Source organism: Parasutterella secunda (assembly GCF_023336895.1).
Lineage (GTDB): Bacteria > Pseudomonadota > Gammaproteobacteria > Burkholderiales > Burkholderiaceae_F > Aphodousia > Aphodousia faecalis.
This window is the reverse complement of sequence record NZ_JAMBLT010000001.1, coordinates 341222-359419: the sequence shown is the minus strand read 5'-3', so window position 1 is coordinate 359419 and position 18198 is coordinate 341222. Positions and strand designations below refer to the sequence as shown.

12 protein-coding genes and 1 pseudogene are annotated in these 18198 nt (G+C 45.1%); 9 read left to right on the top strand and 4 right to left on the bottom strand.

The annotated features are described in order from the left end of the window. The first annotated feature begins 7 nt into the window (after window positions 1-7). Window positions 8-871, top strand: a complete 864-nt coding sequence (locus M3080_RS01650; protein ID WP_249091632.1) for a DNA-processing protein DprA — start codon at window positions 8-10, stop codon at window positions 869-871. 110 nt (window positions 872-981) lie between these two features. Further along, window positions 982-3453: pseudogene (locus M3080_RS01645) on the top strand (DNA topoisomerase III); the annotation flags it as partial. A gap of 40 nt (window positions 3454-3493) precedes the next feature. Here M3080_RS01645 and paeA read toward each other — a convergent pair. Further along, on the bottom strand, window positions 3494-4837 hold the full coding sequence (paeA, locus tag M3080_RS01640) for a polyamine export protein PaeA (protein ID WP_283162499.1): 1344 nt from the start codon (window positions 4835-4837) through the stop codon (window positions 3494-3496). A gap of 227 nt (window positions 4838-5064) precedes the next feature. Here paeA and M3080_RS01635 point away from each other — a divergent pair, with 227 nt between their 5' ends. The 6 genes from M3080_RS01635 to M3080_RS01610 all read left to right on the top strand — a co-directional run bounded on the left by M3080_RS01635 (window position 5065) and on the right by M3080_RS01610 (window position 12608). Beyond that, a complete protein-coding gene (locus tag M3080_RS01635; protein WP_022473459.1) occupies window positions 5065-6090 on the top strand; it encodes an amino acid ABC transporter substrate-binding protein in 1026 nt (341 codons plus the stop codon). Window positions 6091-6144: 54 nt separating this feature from the next. Further along, complete coding sequence (locus tag M3080_RS01630; protein WP_249091624.1) at window positions 6145-7329, top strand: amino acid ABC transporter permease; 1185 nt, start codon at window positions 6145-6147, stop codon at window positions 7327-7329. A gap of 9 nt (window positions 7330-7338) precedes the next feature. Further along, a complete protein-coding gene (locus tag M3080_RS01625) occupies window positions 7339-8415 on the top strand; it encodes an amino acid ABC transporter permease (RefSeq protein WP_249091623.1) in 1077 nt (358 codons plus the stop codon). After that, window positions 8408-8893: an AtaL-like protein gene (locus M3080_RS01620; RefSeq protein ID WP_249091622.1), complete on the top strand. Its 486-nt coding sequence runs from the start codon at window positions 8408-8410 to the stop codon at window positions 8891-8893. Before M3080_RS01625 ends, M3080_RS01620 begins: the two co-directional genes overlap by 8 nt. A 46-nt stretch (window positions 8894-8939) precedes the next feature. Then, on the top strand, window positions 8940-11216 hold the full coding sequence (locus M3080_RS01615) for a Tex family protein (protein ID WP_428982289.1): 2277 nt from the start codon (window positions 8940-8942) through the stop codon (window positions 11214-11216). Window positions 11217-11324: 108 nt separating this feature from the next. After that, window positions 11325-12608, top strand: coding sequence for a M20/M25/M40 family metallo-hydrolase (locus tag M3080_RS01610; protein ID WP_022473463.1), 1284 nt, complete (start codon window positions 11325-11327; stop codon window positions 12606-12608). A gap of 77 nt (window positions 12609-12685) precedes the next feature. On the opposite strand, the gene M3080_RS01605 is transcribed toward M3080_RS01610, so the two are convergent. After that, a complete protein-coding gene (locus tag M3080_RS01605; RefSeq protein ID WP_249091620.1) occupies window positions 12686-13990 on the bottom strand; it encodes a solute carrier family 23 protein in 1305 nt (434 codons plus the stop codon). Between the two features lie 134 nt (window positions 13991-14124). Here M3080_RS01605 and M3080_RS01600 point away from each other — a divergent pair, with 134 nt between their 5' ends. Further along, the gene (locus M3080_RS01600) at window positions 14125-15729 is read left to right on the top strand and encodes a peptide chain release factor 3 (protein ID WP_022473465.1); all 1605 of its coding nucleotides are present in this window, start codon (window positions 14125-14127) and stop codon (window positions 15727-15729) included. 44 nt (window positions 15730-15773) lie between these two features. On the opposite strand, the gene hydE is transcribed toward M3080_RS01600, so the two are convergent. Next, entirely contained in the window at window positions 15774-16886 is a 1113-nt protein-coding gene (gene hydE, locus M3080_RS01595; RefSeq protein ID WP_249091619.1) for a [FeFe] hydrogenase H-cluster radical SAM maturase HydE, read from the bottom strand. Between the two features lie 11 nt (window positions 16887-16897). Further along, window positions 16898-18142 carry a [FeFe] hydrogenase H-cluster maturation GTPase HydF gene (gene hydF, locus M3080_RS01590; protein ID WP_249091618.1) on the bottom strand — a complete coding sequence of 415 codons (1245 nt, stop codon included), beginning with the start codon at window positions 18140-18142 and terminating at the stop codon, window positions 16898-16900. Window positions 18143-18198 lie beyond the last annotated feature (56 nt).

Genomic DNA, 18198 nt, shown 5'->3' with positions numbered 1-18198 from the left:
GGCAGGTATGTCTCTGGAAAGTCAACGAAAATGGTTGCATTTGGCTTTAGTGCCGGAGATGGATTTTGAGAACTTTTATAGGCTGTTAAAAACATTTGGTTTGCCAGAGAATATTTTTTCCCAAACTTTTTCGGCTTTATCCTCTGTGGTTCCACAATCGATTGCTCTTTCAATTCGCGGTTCATTGAGTGAGTCGCGAGAGCAAAGACTAACGGAAATTCTTAAACTGCTTGATACTATTCCCACTGCAAGACTAGTGGTCCCGAGTGATGAAGATTATCCTCAAAAGTTTTTATCAATCGCTCGGCCTCCATTGGTGACGTTATCCGTTGGTCAGTTAGCTTTATTGAATCGTCCGACGGTTGGTTTTGTGGGCAGTTCTCACCCGAGCAAAGAAGGGCAAGCCATTGCTAAGTCGTGGGCTCAAGCCATTCTGAATAATCCGGTCAGTTTGATTCAGGGCGACAGTGAAGGAATTGAAAATATTGCACTAAAGTCAGCAATCCAAAAAGATGCTCAGTCGCTAGTGATCGTTACAAAAAATATTCTTTCAGATCCTCTGTGTGAAAAGAAACTTCGTTTTGCCTCTGAAAATGGACTGCTTCTTAGCTCACTGGAGAATGAGGATAATCCCTGGGCTTCTCGTCAAAAATTGATGATTGCTTGTATTGAACATTTTGTCGTCATTGAGGCCGGTATTCGCTCTAAAGTGTTGTCATTGGTTAGAGAAGCCGCCGATGAAGGTAGAGACGTGATGGCTGTTCCGGGGTCGATTCATTCACCGTTATCCAAGGGATGTCATAAGTTGATCCGTGAAGGGGCAAAACTGGTTGAATCGGTGGACGATATAGTTGTAGAAATGCGTAATTAACATTCCGAAAGCAAACAAATGATAGAAAGTTGTTAATTTTTTCTCTTTTAGTGCTACTCTAAAAAAGCAATTTGAGGAATGGCCTCAGAAATTTTGTTTTAAGAATTCAAATGACCGAAAAAGTTTTAGTTATTGCAGAAAAACCATCCGTTGCATCAGATATTGCCAAGGCTCTTGGCGGACTGAAGCGGGAAAAAGACTATTTTGAGGGAGAACACTACGTAGTCAGTTCTGCCGTTGGCCACCTTTTGGAATTAGTAGTTCCCGAAAAATACGATGTAAAAAGAGGAAAGTGGACTTTTGCCAATTTGCCGGTTTTACCACCGGTTTTTGATTTAAAACCAATTAAAAAGACGGAAGATCGCTTAAAGTTACTCAAACGTCTGTTAAAACGTTCAGATATTACGACCGTTATTAATGCTTGCGATGCGGGACGAGAAGGTGAATTAATTTTCCGCTATATCATCCAAGCCAGTAAGTGTAAAAAAACAATTAAACGCCTGTGGTTGCAGTCAATGACCCCGGCGGCTATCAGAGAAGCATTTGATCATTTAAGAACAGATGAGGAAATGCAGCACTTGTCAGATGCTGCACGTTCTCGTTCCGAGGCTGACTGGCTGGTTGGAATCAACGGTACTCGAGCGATGACGGCCTTCAATAGTAAAGATGGCGGTTTTTTCCTTACGACAGTTGGTCGAGTTCAGACCCCTACTTTGGCCATTGTGGTTGAAAGAGAAGAAAAAATTAACTCTTTTGTCAGTCAAAAGTATTGGGAAGTTCATGCTCAAATCAAAGCCAAGGCTGGTCATTATGATGCTGTTTGGTTTGATCCTGCGTTTAAGAAAAGTGAGGATCGTCCTCATGAGAAGGCCGAGCGTATATGGCAACAGGATCAAGCGCAGGCAATCTGTCAGAAGCTAAATCAGTCTTATGGTCAGGTTCAGGACAGCTCAAAAAGAACAACGCAACTTTCGCCCCTTCTTTTTGACCTGACCAGTTTGCAGCGTGAAGCCAATAACCGTTTTGGTTTTTCTGCGAAAACAACGTTATCTCTGGCACAGGCTTTATACGAAAAGCACAAAGTTCTTACTTATCCGAGAACGGATGCACGGGCGCTGCCGGAAGACTATCTTGGTACGGTGCGTGAAACACTCGGCGTGCTTTCAGATTTGCCTCAGTATGCCAATAGTGTGAGTGAAATTCTCTCAAATAAATGGGTTAAACCCAGTAAAAGAATTTTTGATAATTCAAAGATTTCAGATCACTTTGCCATTATTCCGACGCTTCAGGCTCCAAAAAAATTATCGGAAGCTGAAGAAAAAATTTACGATTTGGTCGTCAAACGCTTCTTAGCTGTCTTTTTCCCGGCGGCTGAGTATGACGTGACAACACGGATAACGACTGTTAAAAATGAGAAACTGAAAACAGAAGGAAAGATTCTGGTTAAAGCCGGCTGGCTTGCAGTGTATGGGCGAGAAGTAGAGGCAGAGGCGACCTTGCCTGCCGTTTCGGAAAAAGAACAAGTGTTAGTAGAACAATCTACTGTAGAAGAGAAAGCAACAAAAGCTCCTCCGCGATACACGGAAGCGACCTTGCTCTCAGCAATGGAAGGCGCTGGTAAATTGGTAGAGGAAGATGAACTACGGGAAGCTATGGCAGGAAAGGGGCTTGGAACCCCGGCGACCCGTGCTGCCATCATTGAGGGGTTATTGCTTCAAAATTACTTAAGAAGAGAAGGCAGAGAACTAATTCCCACCTTCAAAGCCAGACAATTATTTGCTCTCCTTAAGGGATTGGGAGTCTCAGAACTTTCTGAACCCGAATTGACGGGGGAATGGGAATATAAATTGGCACAGATTGAACAGGGTAAATTATCTCGAGATATTTTCATGAAAGAAATTCGAGATATGACCGTTGAGATCGTTGACTCGGCCAAACGCTACGAGGGCGATACTGTACCGATCGAAAACCCTGCTCATCTTAGTAATCCCTGTCCGAAGTGTGGGGGTGAGATTGTTGAAAATTACCGTCGATTTGCTTGTACAAAGTGTGATTTCAGTCTTCCAAAACATCCGGGTGGGAGGACTTTTGAAGTTTCAGAAGTAGAAGCTTTGCTCAAGGATGGGGAAATCGGTCCTCTTGATGGTTTTATCAGCAAAATGGGACGTCCATTTTCTTCCAAGCTTCGTTTAAATGATGAATTCAAGTTGGAATTTGATTTCGGTAATGATGCAAAAGAAAGCGACGAACCCGTAGATGTTTCAAAATTATCTGTGGTTGGAAAATGTCCGAAGTGCGGCTCAAATGTCTATGACAGTCCTAAAGGTTATGTCTGCGAAAAAACTTTAGAAAAGGCCTGTGACTTCAGAATTGGTAAGACCATTCTGCAGCAACCGATTTCTGCCGAAGAAGCTGCAAAAATACTGACTGAAGGAAAAAGTAGTGAATTGCAGGGATTTGTTTCGAATCGAACGAAGCGTAATTTTTCCGCTTACCTAGTTTTGGGGAAAGACGGAACGGTCGGTTTCGAGTTTGCTCAGCAAAAAAGCAAAACCAGCAGACGAAAAACAACTGCAAAGAAATAAACTAAAACTGCCGCAAAAGCGGCAGTTTTTCTAGAAATTAAATCGTTTTCGTAGCAGTTAATGGATCTTGAGGACTATTTTTAACTGATTCAGGTTTAATGAGCGATACCAGTACCTGATCGACTTTGTTGTTATCGGTGTCGATAACTTCAAAGCGATAACCGCCATAAACAACCTTGTCTGTTCGTTTAGGGATTTTTCGTAACATATACATCATAAATCCCGCAACCGTTTCGTAGGTGGAGTCTTCCGGCAAACTATCGACATTGAGCAATCGCTCCAAGTCGTCTACCGGGGTGGAGCCATCTACAAGCCAAGAGCCGTCTTCACGTTCGACAATCTGAGACTCTTCTTCGGTTGTTACCAAGTCTCCCATCACAGTACTCATCACATCATTTAACGTGATGATTCCGACAACTAATGCATATTCGTTGATGATAACGGCAATATCACTGTTGGTTCGTTTGAATGTGTCAAGAATCTCAGAAAGGGTTAGTGAGTCTGGAACCAATTGAACAGGGTGCACCAAACCATCATCTTTCAAAGACAATGGGTGATCACTCATGATTCGGCCCAAAAGGGCTTTAGAGTCAATGACACCGACAACGTTATCGAGGTTTTCGTTACAAACAATGTATTGATTATGCGGAGAGTTGACAACCTTTCTGCAGATTTCTTCTTCAGAGTCGCTGAGTAAAAAATAAATGATATTTTCACGAGAGGTCATTGAACTGGGAACCGTTCGACTTTCCAGCTCGAAAATATTTTCAATGGCATTTTTTTCTTCGTCAGCAATAACTCCGGCGGCGGTACCGGCATCAACTGTCGCGATGATATCCTCAGATGTAATTTTGTCCTTGGTTCGTTCCGGCAGACCGAGTCGGCGAATAATGACATTGGCCAGCCCGTTGAAAAACCAAACAAAGGGTCTCAATATTTTGATGAGAAAACTCATTGGCCCGATAACAGCCGTTGCAATGGATTCGGGGGCAACCAAAGCCAGTCTTTTGGGGATTAAGTCAGCAAATAAAATAAATAGGGTTGTTGACGTGATGAAGCCGCACCAAAATCCAACATTGTGCGCTAAAGCCGGTTCATGGATAAACAAAGAAACTAAAGAGGTGAAATTGGGGGTAAAGAGTCTTTCACCCAAAATACCGCCGGCCAGTGACAGCGCATTAACGCATATTTGAATAACCGTAAAAAAATGCCCCGGGTGTTCTTGAAGAGCGAGAACTCGGGATGCTTTTTTATGGCCTTCGTCGGATAGGGCACGTAAACGGATCTTTTTGGCGGCAGCCAAAGAAATTTCAGAAATAGAAAAAAAACTGCTGGTGATTATCAGAGCAATTAAACAGAGGAATAGTACAGTAAAGGACATAAAAGACAGAAAAAGTGAATGGGCTCTAAGTATAGCAAAAATAAGGAGTTTTTCCTAAAATGGAAGGAAATAGTCACACTTTAATATTGTTGTTTTAGTCAATTTGGGTAACAATACGATAATCCCGAAAGGGTTAGTTATGATTCTGCAATCTTGAGAGCGTGGAAGACGGTTTTTTGTTTTGCAGAAAACGGCATTACCGAAGAAACAAAACTGTGAGGAATTTTATGAATAAGACTTTGATTGCCTTATCTGTTGCCTGCTTAGGCATGACCTTAAGCGCTCAATCGATGGCAGCTTCCAGTACTCTTGAGACAGTTAAGGCCAGAGGACAATTAATTTGCGGCGTCAACACAGCGGCACCGGGTTTTGCTTCTGTCGACAGTAAGGGAAACTGGACTGGTCTTGATGTGGATGTTTGCCGTGCGGTTGCTGCCGCTACCTTGGGCGATGCTAGCAAAGTGAAATTTGTTCCGTTGAGTTCACCCCAGCGCTTTACAGCTTTGCAAGCGGGTGAAATTGATATGTTGGCTCGTAACACGTCTTGGACGATGAACCGCGATACGACGACTGGGGCTCTTTTTACGGCTGTGACCTACTATGACGGTCAAGGTTTTATGGTGCCGAAGCGTTTGAATGTGAAAAGCGCTAAACAGCTCAATGGAGCAACGATTTGTGTGCAATCCGGTACTTCTAGCGAAAAGAGCTTGGCCGATTTCTTTACAACGAACAACATGAAGTTTAAGACGGTGGTTTTTGATACGACTGAAGCCACTCAAGCCGCCTTCTTCTCCGGTCGTTGCCAGGCTTATACAACTGATATGAGTGACTTGGCTGGGGCGCGTACAAATTCTGCCAATCCCGCCGACTACGATATTTTGCCTGAAGTCATTTCCAAGGAACCGTTGGCTCCGGCTGTCCGCCGCGGTGACGATGAATGGTATTCCATCGTGCGCTGGTCGATTTTTGCCATGATCAATGCTGAAGAATTAGGTTTAACGAAAGCCAACATTGATCAAATGAAAACGACCGATAAGCGACCGGATGTCCAACGTTTGGTGGGGGCTTCCGAAGATATGGGTAAAATGCTTGGGTTAGATAAAGACTGGAGCTACCGAATTATCAAACAAGTGGGTAATTACGGCGAAAGCTTTGAGGCTAACTTAGGTCCCAACTCGAAATTGGGATTGCCCAGAGGAAACAACAATCTGTGGACTCAAGGTGGTTTGTTGTACGCCCCGCCAATCCGCTAATAATCAGCGATAAAGAATTAATGGCGGTTGTCTCCAACCGCCATTTTGGTAAAGATGCAGGCAAATAACGAAAATCAGGCTTCTGTTGTAAAAGGCGATGCCGCGTGGCGAAAGCGTGAAAGTTATCGTCGCCGTCGGGAGTGGTTCTGGCAGTGCATTGTTTTTGCAGCTGTCATAGGCTTGCTTTACCTTTTTGGTCAAAACATTTTTGAAAATCTACAAGCTAGAGACATCCGTTCGGGTTTTGCTTTTTTATCAGACAGAGCCAGCTTTGAAATTGGTGAATCGATGATAGCCGTATCATCGAACGACAGCTTCGCCCGAATGTTTTTGGCGGGGATGCTCAATACGGTGCGAGTCGCTGTCTTGGCAATCATTACCGCTACTGTCTTAGGTGTCATTGTGGGACTAATGAGGCTGTCGCAACATCCTCTGGTTCGTTTTTTAGGAATGGCTCACGTAGAGGTTTATCGCAATATTCCTCTGCTGATTCAGCTTTTCGCCATTTATTTGGTTATTACAGAATTTTTACCGGATTCCTTCGATCCCATTCATTTCGGTTCCTGGGCCATGCTGTCGAAAGCGGGATTGCAGTTTTCGGTTCCGGAACACTTGTGGCAAGTTAATACCGCCAGCTTATTGTTCGGTTTGATCGCTTTTTTTATTTTGAAGCGTTATTGGCGCAAACGTTTAACGAGTCTTGTTGCAACCTGCAATGCGATTGTGTCGGCAGTGTTGCTGGCATTGGTTTTATGGTTGGCGGCCGGAGCAGTGTTAGGGTGGAGTCAGCCCCATCAGGAAGGTTTTTTGGTAACGGGGGGTGCCAGCGCGACTCCTGAATTTATTGCTTTGTGGGTGGGATTGACGACATTTACTTCGGCTTCTATCGCAGAAATTGTTAGAGCCGGTGTTTTAGCCGTCCCCTCCAACCAATGGAGCGCTTCTTCAGCGCTAGGAATGACGAGGTTACAAACCGTCAGTTATGTAATTTTGCCGCAGTCTCTTCGTTTGGTGATCCCCCCAATGGCCAGCCAGTATATGAATTTGACAAAGAATTCTTCTTTGGCTGTCATTATTGGTTATCCCGATATCGTTAGTGTTGGAAATACATCCATTGTGATTATGGGGCAGGCTTTAGAGGCTATCGTGATTATCATGATGGTTTATTTGTTACTGAATCTCATTATTGCTGTGATTATGAATCGTGTGAATGCCGGCGTAATCGCCGCTCCACGTTAAAAAGGAGGCATGAAGTCAATGGTGAATGCTTCCTTATATCGGACATTGAGAAGAGATTATTTTGGATCGCCCGTTCGTTCTGTTTTGACGGTTCTTATTGCCGGTGTTCTTATTTGGTGTGCGGCTCTGTTTTGGGATTGGGGCGTTTTGAGTGCGGTTACACAGCCGGATCTTGCTCTATGTCGCTCAAGCGATGGCGCCTGCTGGGGATTTGTTGCTGAAAAGTGGCGTCTAATTTTGTTTGGCCGCTATCCCTATGAAGAACAGTGGCGACCGGCTCTGGCGACGGCATTGATTGTTTTAATGTTAGTGGCTACCTCATTGCCAGTTCTTTGGACAAAGAAGGGCTTCAAGATACTCTCGCTCGGTTGGCTGGTTGCTTTTGTTGTCTTTTTTGTTTTGATGGCTGGCGGTCTTTTTGGCCTTGTCTCGGTGGACTCTGATGCCTGGGGTGGTTTACCGTTGACTGTCATACTGACATTAATTGGAATGACTTTCTCTGCCCCGATAGGCATTTTGTTGGCTATTGGGAGGCGCTCTTCCCTACCTGTCGTGCAGGTTTTATCAACAAGTTATATTGAACTTGTACGAGGCGTTCCGCTTATTACGGTGTTATTTGTCGCTACCTACATTTTCCCTTTGTTGTTACCCTCTGGTTGGGTGATTGATGGTTTTTGGCGTATTGCGTTTGGTATTGTTTTGTTTCAGGCGGCTTACATGGCCGAGACGGTAAGAGGGGGGCTGCAAACAATCGCAAAGGGACAGTTTGATGCTGCGGCTTCCTTGGGATTTAAGTCTTGGCAGGTTTATCTTTACATCATTTTGCCTCAAGCATTAGTGGCAGTTATTCCTGCGCTGGTCAATAGTTTATTGTCAACTTTTATGGATACGTCTTTGGTTACGGTTGTCTCCATGTATGATTTGACCGGTGCGCTACGTTTGGCCTTGGGTGATCCCCAATGGAGACAATTCTTTGTTGAAGGCTATCTCTTTGTGGCAGCAATTTACTTCTTTGCAAGCTTAATAATGTCTCGTTACAGCATTTGGCTTGAGCATCGAATTAAGGAAGGCAGTCGTCATGATTAAAGTGCATGAACACACGGTTGAAGTGGTCAATAAAAATGATCCGCTGTTCGAACAATTGACGATGTCCAATCTACTTCGCCATCTTGAACGCTATGCGAAAGAACCTCACAAGTACTTTGAACCACTTGAACGCTCAGAAGTACAGGAGTCATTTGAAAATGGAGAGCATGTTTTACACAGAATTCTGCATTTTGGGCAGATGATCGTAAGAGATAAGGTGGTTTTTACCGATTCTCAAACGATGGTAACGGAAGTAGAGCACACGGAAGATTATCCTGATAGTCGTTTTACGGTCAAAATTGAAACATCAGAAAATAATGACTCCATCCGTTTGCGTTTCCTTTATGAAGAAGATACTGATGAAGCGCCGGCGGAAGATATTTTTCTATCTTTAAGACGAAAAGCATACGAGCAAAAAGATAAAGATATGGTTGAGCAAATTAGGCAGCATGCTCGAGATTTATCAGCCTTATCCTAAGTTTTCTTTATTTCCCATTCTTTTTTAGAAAGATTTATCCATGACTTTGACTCAAGAAGCCAATAATCGGATTGTTTTAACTTTATCAAATGAAATTCACGCTAAAGATACGCAGGTAGAGGCAGCCGTTAATCTGCTTGATACGGGAGCGACGGTTCCTTTCATTGCGCGTTACCGGAAAGAGGTAACGGGAGGCTTGGACGATTCCCAACTTCGTCTGTTACAGGAGCGGTTGGTCTATCTGCGCGATATGGAAGAGCGTCGCGCTGTTGTGATGGAATCCATCGCCGCACAGGGGAAATTGACAGAGGAGTTAAAACAGGCGCTTTTGCAAGCTGAAACAAAGCAACGCATTGAAGATTTGTATCTTCCCTATAAGCCAAAGCGTCGGACTCGAGCACAAATTGCTAAAGAGGCCGGGCTTGAGCCGCTAGCCAATAGTCTTTTTGAGAACCCGACACTTACTCCTGAGACAGAAGCAGCCCGATTCCTCAATGAAGAAAAAGGCATTAAGAGTATTAAGGATGCTTTAAACGGCGCGCGTGATATTTTGGCTGAACGTTTTAGTGAAGATGCTGAACTTTTGGCCCAGTTGCGTTCTTTCCTCACTAAGCATGGCTTCGTTGTTTCTGAACTTATAGAGGGAAAGGAAACAGAAGGCGCAAAATTTAAGGACTATTTTGATTTTGACGAAGAGTTAACGGCCATTCCCTCCCATCGAGCGCTTGCTCTTTTCCGGGGACGTCAAGAAGGTGTTCTGTCAGTCAAAATTGCATTGAGTGAAGAGGAGGAAGCTCAAAAACCTCATCCTTGTCAGAGTCTTATTGCTGAATACTTTGGGATAAAAGATTTAGGGCGGGCAGCGGATTCGTGGTTGCAGGAAGTTTGTCGTTGGACATGGCGCGTTAAAGTCAACCTAACCTTGGAGACAGAGCTATTTGAGTCTATTCGGGAAAGGGCTGAAGAAGAAGCTATTCGAGTGTTCGGTATTAACTTGAAAGATTTACTTTTAGCGGCTCCCGCGGGACAAAAAGGTGTGATCGGTTTGGATCCTGGTTTACGAACTGGCGTTAAAGTGGCGGTTATTTCTGCCACGGGCAGTGTATTGGAAACGGGCGTGATTTACCCTCACGAACCAAAAAAGGAATGGGATCGATCAATTGAGATTTTGGCCGCATTAGCCAAACGTCATGGTTCTAAGCTTATCAGTATTGGAAACGGTACAGCTAGCCGCGAGACAGATCGCTTAGCCGCAGATTTAATTGCTCGCTATCCGGAATTGGGTTTAATAAAAGTGGTTGTCAGTGAAGCGGGTGCTAGCGTTTATTCAGCAAGTGAATTGGCGGCCAAAGAATTCCCCGATATGGATGTCAGTTATCGTGGAGCGGTTTCCATTGCCAGAAGACTTCAGGATCCATTGGCAGAGTTGGTGAAAATTGATCCCAAAGCGATCGGAGTTGGACAGTATCAACATGATGTCAATCAGATTCATTTGGCACAAAAGTTAGACGCTGTCGTTGAAGATTGTGTGAATGCCGTGGGTGTAGATCTCAACACAGCTAGTGTTCCGCTTCTAGCAAGAGTTTCTGGCTTAACAAAAACCGTTGCTCAGTCCATTGTGACGTATCGCGATGCACACGGTGCTTTTAAGAACAGAAAAGATTTAATGAACGTGCCTCGTTTGGGTGAGAAAACTTTTGAACAAGCGGCAGGCTTCCTTCGTATCAGCGGAGGAGACAATCCGTTAGATACTTCTGCTGTTCATCCGGAGGCTTATCCTGTTGTTGAGAAAATTTTGGCTAAAACCGGCTGTGATATAAGCACATTGATTGGTAACCATGAGGTTTTAAAGGGATTAAAAGCCTCAGAATTTACCGATGACCGGTTCGGCATTCCGACTGTGAAGGATATTTTGTCTGAATTGGAAAAGCCGGGACGAGATCCTCGCCCAGAATTTAAAACCGCTGTGTTCCGTGAAGGTGTCGAAACAATCGCTGACTTAAGAGTGAATATGGAATTGGAAGGCGTTGTCTCTAATGTGGCCGCTTTTGGAGCATTCGTGGACATCGGCGTACATCAAGACGGATTGGTGCATGTCTCCGAATTAGCAGATCATTTTGTAAAAGATCCCAGAGAAGTCGTAAAGGTTGGACAAATCGTTAAGGTAAGAGTGATTGATGTGGATATCGCTCGAAACCGTATCTCGTTGTCAATGAAAAGTGGGAAGCAAAAAGATTATCGGGTTAAACCAACGCAATCTTTGCCTCAACGAAATAAACCGATGGGAGCAATGGCTAGTGCTTTTGCAAAATTAAAACGCTGATAAGAGATTGAGAAAAATAAGGCGTTGTACTTAGCCGAAACTGCTAAAATTAAAAGAATGCGAAAACGAAAGTTTTCGGTTTTCTCTCTAACTGATAAGGAGTTGAATATGGACAACCCTAAGGACGCCAAGCCTTTGGAAATGCCCCCTGTTTTAGCACACGTTCAGGCCGCTGTGGATAAATTGGCTGCCTGCGAAACGATTAAGGCTGCTATTGAGGCCGTTAAGCGTGATGACGAAAAAACGCTTGCTGATCAAATTGCTATTACTGAGGTTGAAGCCCCTCCTTTCCATGAAGAAGTTCGTGCCAAAGACTTTGTTCGTCGTTTGGAAGAACTGGGCTTGAAGGCATCTATTGATGAAGAAGGCAACGTGGTTGCCCGTCGAGCCGGTAAAGGTAATGGTCCGACGCTTGTTTTAGCTGCTCACTTGGATACGGTGTTCCCTGCTGGAACAAATCCCAAGGTTCGTCAAGAAGGCAATCGTTATTTAGCTCCTGGTATCAGTGATGATGCTCGCGGTTTGGCCGCTATCTTGCAAGTTTTGCGTACGTTGCAGGAATTTAAGATTCAAACCATCGGCGATATCCTCTTTGTTGGCAGTGTCGGTGAAGAAGGTAACGGCGATTTGCGTGGCTCGAAGTATCTCTTCAACAAGAGCGGTATTCACATTGACGGCTTTATTTCCGTTGATGGTGTGAATGTCAATCGCGTTTTGTGCGGTGCAACGGGTTCTAAGCGTTATCGCGTTCATTTTGATGGTCCTGGCGGACACTCTTGGAACGCTTTCGGTACGCCGAGCGCCATTCATGCTATCGGTCGTGCCATCGCTAAGATTGCTGATTTGCAAACGGTTAGCGATCCGAAGACGACTTTCACCTGCGGAACGATCAAGGGTGGTACAACGGTTAATTCCATCGCTGCTCACGTGGAAATGGAATTGGATATGCGTAGTGCCGGTGCCAAGGAATTGGACGAACTTGAAGCCCGCATTCTGCCGATTTTTGAACAGGCCGCTAAGGATGAAAATGCCCGCTGGGGTTATAAGGATGAAGATGGCGTGAAGCTTACGCTTGAGCCGATCGGTCATCGTCCCGGTGGCGGTCAGAAGGATGAGGTCAGCGTTTTGCAGGCTGCCCGCGGTGCCATGGCTGCATTGGGTATTCCGCTTTATTCTTATGCCTTTGCCTCTACCGATCACAATGTGGCGGTTAATAAGGGTATTCCGGCCACGACGTTGGGTGGCGGCGGAAAAGAAGGCTTTAACCATAATGTTAAAGAATGGTACGAGCCGGTTGATGCTTACCAAGGTCCTCAGTTAGCTATGTTGACGAGCTTGGTCTTGGTTGGCGTCGAAGGGGTCAGCGAACCTGTACTCGAAAAACGCGCTTAACTCCATGAAAAAAGGCGGAATCTTTTGGACTCCGCCTTCAGTAATATGTCCCGCCTAATTTAGGCGGGATTTTTTGTTTAGCGTTCGATTAGGGGTTCTCCGTCACGAGCGCTACCCTGATTCATTAGGGCATTTAACAAGATGGCACCAAAAGTGGCCGTACCGATACCACCCAGTGTAAAACCGGCGATATTAATCGTGAAGTCGCCTGCACCTAAAATTAAGGTCACAGCAGCAACAATCAAATTGCGGTTATTGCCAAAATCAACCTGATTGACAACCCAAATTCGAGCACCAGCGACGGCAATCAGACCGAAAACAACGATAGAAACACCACCCAGCAACGGTTGGGGAATAGTCTGAATAATCGCCCCGAATTTTGGTGAAAAACCTAAGACAATCGCAAAGCAAGCCGCAACAACAAAAATCAGAGTCGAATAGACGCGTGTAGCAGCCATCACGCCGATATTTTCGCCGTATGTTGTCACACCAGTGCCACCAAAACTAGCCGCAAACATCGTTGCAAGACCGTCTCCTAAAAAAGCTCGGCCCATATAGGGATCTAAATTTCTGCCGGTCATAGCGGTTACAGCTTTGACGTGGCCTAAATTTTCTCCAATCAGAATAATGACGACAGGAGTAATCAAGAGGATGGCGTTGAAATCAAAGCTTGGGCTGGAGAAATGTGGCAAACCGAACCAAGCCGCGTTGGCAATGACAGAAAAATCGATGGCTGGTCCAAAATGCAAAATATTCGCTAGGACAAAGTAAATAACATAGCTGAGTGCGATGCCGACGAGAATCAATAATTTTTGTACGAGTCCTCTCGTATAAACAGCGACGGCTCCAACGCACACCATGGTGATGATAGCGATGCAAGCGTTAAACGTACCGGTTCCCACACTCTTGCAGGCTGTTGGAGCAAGATTTAAACCGATGACGGCTACCACAGCGCCAGTGACAACCGGAGGCATCAGTTTTTCAATCCACTTAACTCCGGTTGACATAACAATGAGCCCCACAAGGGCATAAATGAGACCGCAAGCAATAATCCCGCCTAAGGCGACACCAATGTTTGCATTCAATCCCGAACCTGCCGTATAGCCTGTTGCAGCAATGACAACACCGATAAAGGCAAAACTAGAGCCTAAATAACTCGGAACATGGCCGCCGACAATGAAAAAGAAAATAAGTGTGCCGATACCGCTCATTAAAATGGCGACATTTGGGTCAAAACCCATTAGCAAAGGGGCCAAGATGGTTGAGCCGAACATGGCTACTACGTGCTGAGCACCCAACGCGAGCGTTTGTCCGGTGGGTAATCGTTCATCGGGTGCGATAATGCCGTCTTTTTTTAATTTCCATTGCGGGAAATAACTCATTTTTCATGCTCCAGAAATTATTTCGAGCATTTTAACGCCAGATAGTTTGGGCCAGGGAAAATTAATGAAATTAGGTACAATAACCCCCTTAATTGTTGACTTTATTCGTTGAATTGTCGAAAGAATTTTAAAAAATGGCCACTTTAGATACCCAATTGGCAAGGGATGTGAAAAAGCGTCGTACTTTTGCCATTATTGCTCACCCGGATGCGGGTAAAACGACATTGACTGAAAAGTTACTGCTTTTCGGCGGAGCTATTCAAATGGCTGGTGCTGTTAAAGGAAGAAAGGCAGCCCGTCATGCCACCAGTGACTGGATGGAGGTCGAACAGCAGCGTGGTATTTCTGTGACTAGTTCTGTAATGCAGTTTGAGTATGACGGTCATGTCATTAATTTGCTGGATACCCCGGGGCATGAAGACTTTTCGGAAGATACGTATCGGGTGCTGACAGCGGTGGATGCCGCTGTGATGGTTATTGATGCTGCCAAAGGCGTAGAAGCTCAAACAATCAAGTTGCTGGAAGTGTGCCGTCTGCGCAATACCCCGATTATCACCTTCATCAATAAGATGGACCGAGAAGTTAGAGACCCGATTGATCTGCTCAGTGAAATCGAGGAAATTCTCAAACTCGAATGTGTTCCTATTACTTGGCCTATTGGAATGGGAAAGACATTCCGTGGAGTATTCTCTTTAACAAAAGATCACTTGGTTCGTTTTACGCCCGGTGAAGACCGCTTGTCTGGTAACGAGGAACTTATCGAGGGGTTGGATAATCCTAGACTCGATGAGCTCTTCCCAATGGAAATGGGTTATGTGCGTGAAAGCATCGAGTTGATCAAAGGTGTCAGCAACCCGTTTGATATTGAAAAGTTTCTTGCGGGTGAACAAAGCCCCGTCTTTTTCGGTTCCGGTGTGAATAACTTCGGTGTGAAAGATGTTCTGGAAGCCTTGGTTCAGTGGGCTCCGGAGCCTCAACCTCGTGATGGTGGTGTCCGCTTGGTGGAACCTACAGAAAAACCGTTTACGGGGTTTGTTTTCAAGATTCAGGCCAACATGGACCCGAAACATCGAGACCGCATTGCTTTTTTCCGAGTATGTTCAGGCCGCTACACGCCGGGCATGAAAGTTAAGCATTTGCGAGAAGATCGGGAAATGAAGATTCCCAATGCTTTGACCTTTATGGCCAATGACCGCGTAACCATGACAGATGCGGTGGCGGGTGACATTATTGGGATCTATAACCATGGTCAGCTTCATATTGGGGATACGCTGACGGAAGGGGAAAAGTTAGGCTTTACGGGTATCCCGTATTTTGCTCCGGAATTGTTCCGTTCGGCTAGACCGAAGGATCCGTTTAAGGCTAAGCAACTGCATAAAGGCTTGAAAGAGTTGGGCGAAGAGGGAGCTATTCAGGTATTTGAAAACGACTTGGGACACCTTTTCCTTGGCGCGGTTGGATTCTTGCAATTTGAAATTGTTGCACAGCGTTTGGCAACAGAATACAAGGTAGATGCTTTGTATGAAAATACGGACGTCTCGACCGCTCGATGGTTGTCATTTCCCGATGAACTAACGCAAAAACAGTTTATGGATGAACAGGCCTCCAGGCTTGCTCGTGATGCAGACGGTAATTTGGTGTATTTAGCGACATCTATTTACAACCTGCAAACCACTCAGAAGCACTGGCCCCAAGTTCAGTTCCATACGACTCGGGAAAAGAATCAGTCCTTCGCCTAATTTTGATATCGGCCGCATTAGCGGCCGATGTCAAAATAGGAGTATTAAAGTCCCGTTCTAAGCTTCCAATGTTTAGAACTTCCCAAGACATTCAAAGCGACCGTTCGTCCGGTTTTTTGAATGCTTTGCTGCAGGTATAGATTGGTATCGCTAGGCTCTTGTTCAATAAAAGGCTTATTGGCATAGAGCTGGTAATTTTTCCGAACGATTCTAGGCGTAATGTTAGGCATGATGACATTACAGCCGTGTAAGATACCTTTTTCTCGACCGTTTTCTTCTAGAGCGTGCAAAGCCGTAGCGGCTGCGATATTAATATCAGGAATAACAAGCCGTGTAGTAGCGATCATATTAAGAGAAAGTCGCATTAATGCTTTTTCTTCCATCATACCTTCGCCCAACATATCACCGCCTTCGCTAGTGATATAGGGCCCCATTCCGATCATATCCAGGTCTAATTTTTGGAACGTACGTATATCTTGACAGAGGTCTTGCAATGTTTGCCCAGGGATGCCAATCATGACACCTGAGCCAACTTGATAGCCTGCACGGCGCAGATCTGCCAATGCTTGATAGCGTCTCTGAAGCGCTTTTTCGCGTCCCGGAGCGTGATGCAGGTGATCGAATAATTTGGGGTTGGATGTTTCAAATCGCAGTAGATAACGTAAGCCAATAGGATTTCCACTCGCTTGAGCCCATTGCTTGTAAACCTCAAAGCTCTGCTCACCTAAAGAAAGAGTAATTCCGAGACCATTGGGTAATTCAGGGCTAACCGTTTTCTCGTGAATAGTTTTTAAAACATCTGTGACGAAAGCGATAAATTTGGGATCCCGACGCTCGCCCGATTGCAGACAGATTGAACCGTAGTGGTTGGTGGCCGCCCAAAGAGCCGCATTGACAATCGTCTCTTTATCTAGCTCATAACGGGGGACAGCATGATTGGATTTACGTATCCCACAGTAACGGCAGTCCAGCGTACAGATATTGGAAAATTCAATAAGTCCCCGATAGTAAACATTGTTGCCAACCGTATGAGTTGCTCTGTCATAGGCGGCTTGTCGCAAAATTTCCGCTTCCGTTGGGTCAGTTATTGCCAGTAAACGAACAATATCCTCGTCGGAAAATTCAGTTTGTTTAACGATCTCGGTGATGCTTTTCATGAATATGATCCTTAGAGCGTTTTCAATGCTTGGTCGAAGGCAGCTTTAGCATCGGGATGACAAGCCAACACCCGCGGCAACACCCCTTGTAAATAGGAAATCGTGACTCCATAGTTTGTCATGGGAACACCTTGCGCTTTGGCTTGGCGCAAACGAGCTAACATGTGCCGGCGCGTAACAATGCAGCCTCCACACTGAATGATGACTTTGTAAGGCGTCAAATCCGTGGGAAAATCCTTACCAACAGCAATGTCAATATTTAAATCGCCAAAAGTTTTTCTTAACCAATTGGGGATTTTTACCCGACCGATATCATCTTTTAACGGATGATGCGAGCATGTTTCAGCAATTAAAACTTTGTCCCCCGGTTTCAACTTTGTCAGTGCCGCGGCACCAATGGCCATTTCTAAAAGATCACTTTTTGAATAAGCCATTTGGATAGAAAAAGTTGTAACGGGAATAGGTTCGGGAACTTCCTTTACAACACGTAAAACAACTTGGCTGTCTGTGACAACTAGCTGAGGAGGCTGCTTAAGCTCGTTAAGCGTTTCGGTAATTCGATCTTCCTTGATGACAAAGCATTTGGCGCCGGCATCAAGCAACTCGCGAATGGCTTGTACTTGAGGCAGGATTAAACGTCCTTTCGGAGCTCCGGTGTCAATCGGTGTAACCAGTAAAACCGTGTCTCCTGCCTTTGCCAATTCTCCCATTAGGGGGCGGTCCGGTTCGGTTTTTTCCAATACTGTCTGAATGATGGCATCACGCAAATCGGAAATACCTTCACGATTGGCGGCGCTGGTTTCTATGACTTTATAACCTCGAGAGCGAAGAGCCTGTACGTGTTCTTTAGTGGGTTTGCACAGATCGGTCTTATTAAAAACAACAATGGTGGGAGTGCCGTTATTTAAAGTTTTTTTCAGAATATTTTCTTCGTGACTTCCCCAAGTTCCCGCTTCGCAAACAACAATGGCGATATCCATCCATTCCAAAACAGACAGACTTTTCTCCACGCGAGCCAGTCCCAGATCCCCCTCATCATCGATACCGGCCGTGTCCATGAAAACAACTGGCCCAATGGGAGACAATTCAAAGGCTTTTTCAACCGGATCGGTTGTTGTTCCAGCAACGCTGCTCACAATAGAAATATTTTGGTTGGCTAGGGCGTTAATAAGGGAGGATTTCCCGGCATTTCGTTTTCCAAATAAGCCAAAGTGCAGGCGAAGGCCTTTCGGGGTTTCCATGCGGCTGGTTGCCATGATATTGATTCCTAATAAGCAAAAAGGGACTCGCCTAATGATAGCGAATCCCTTTT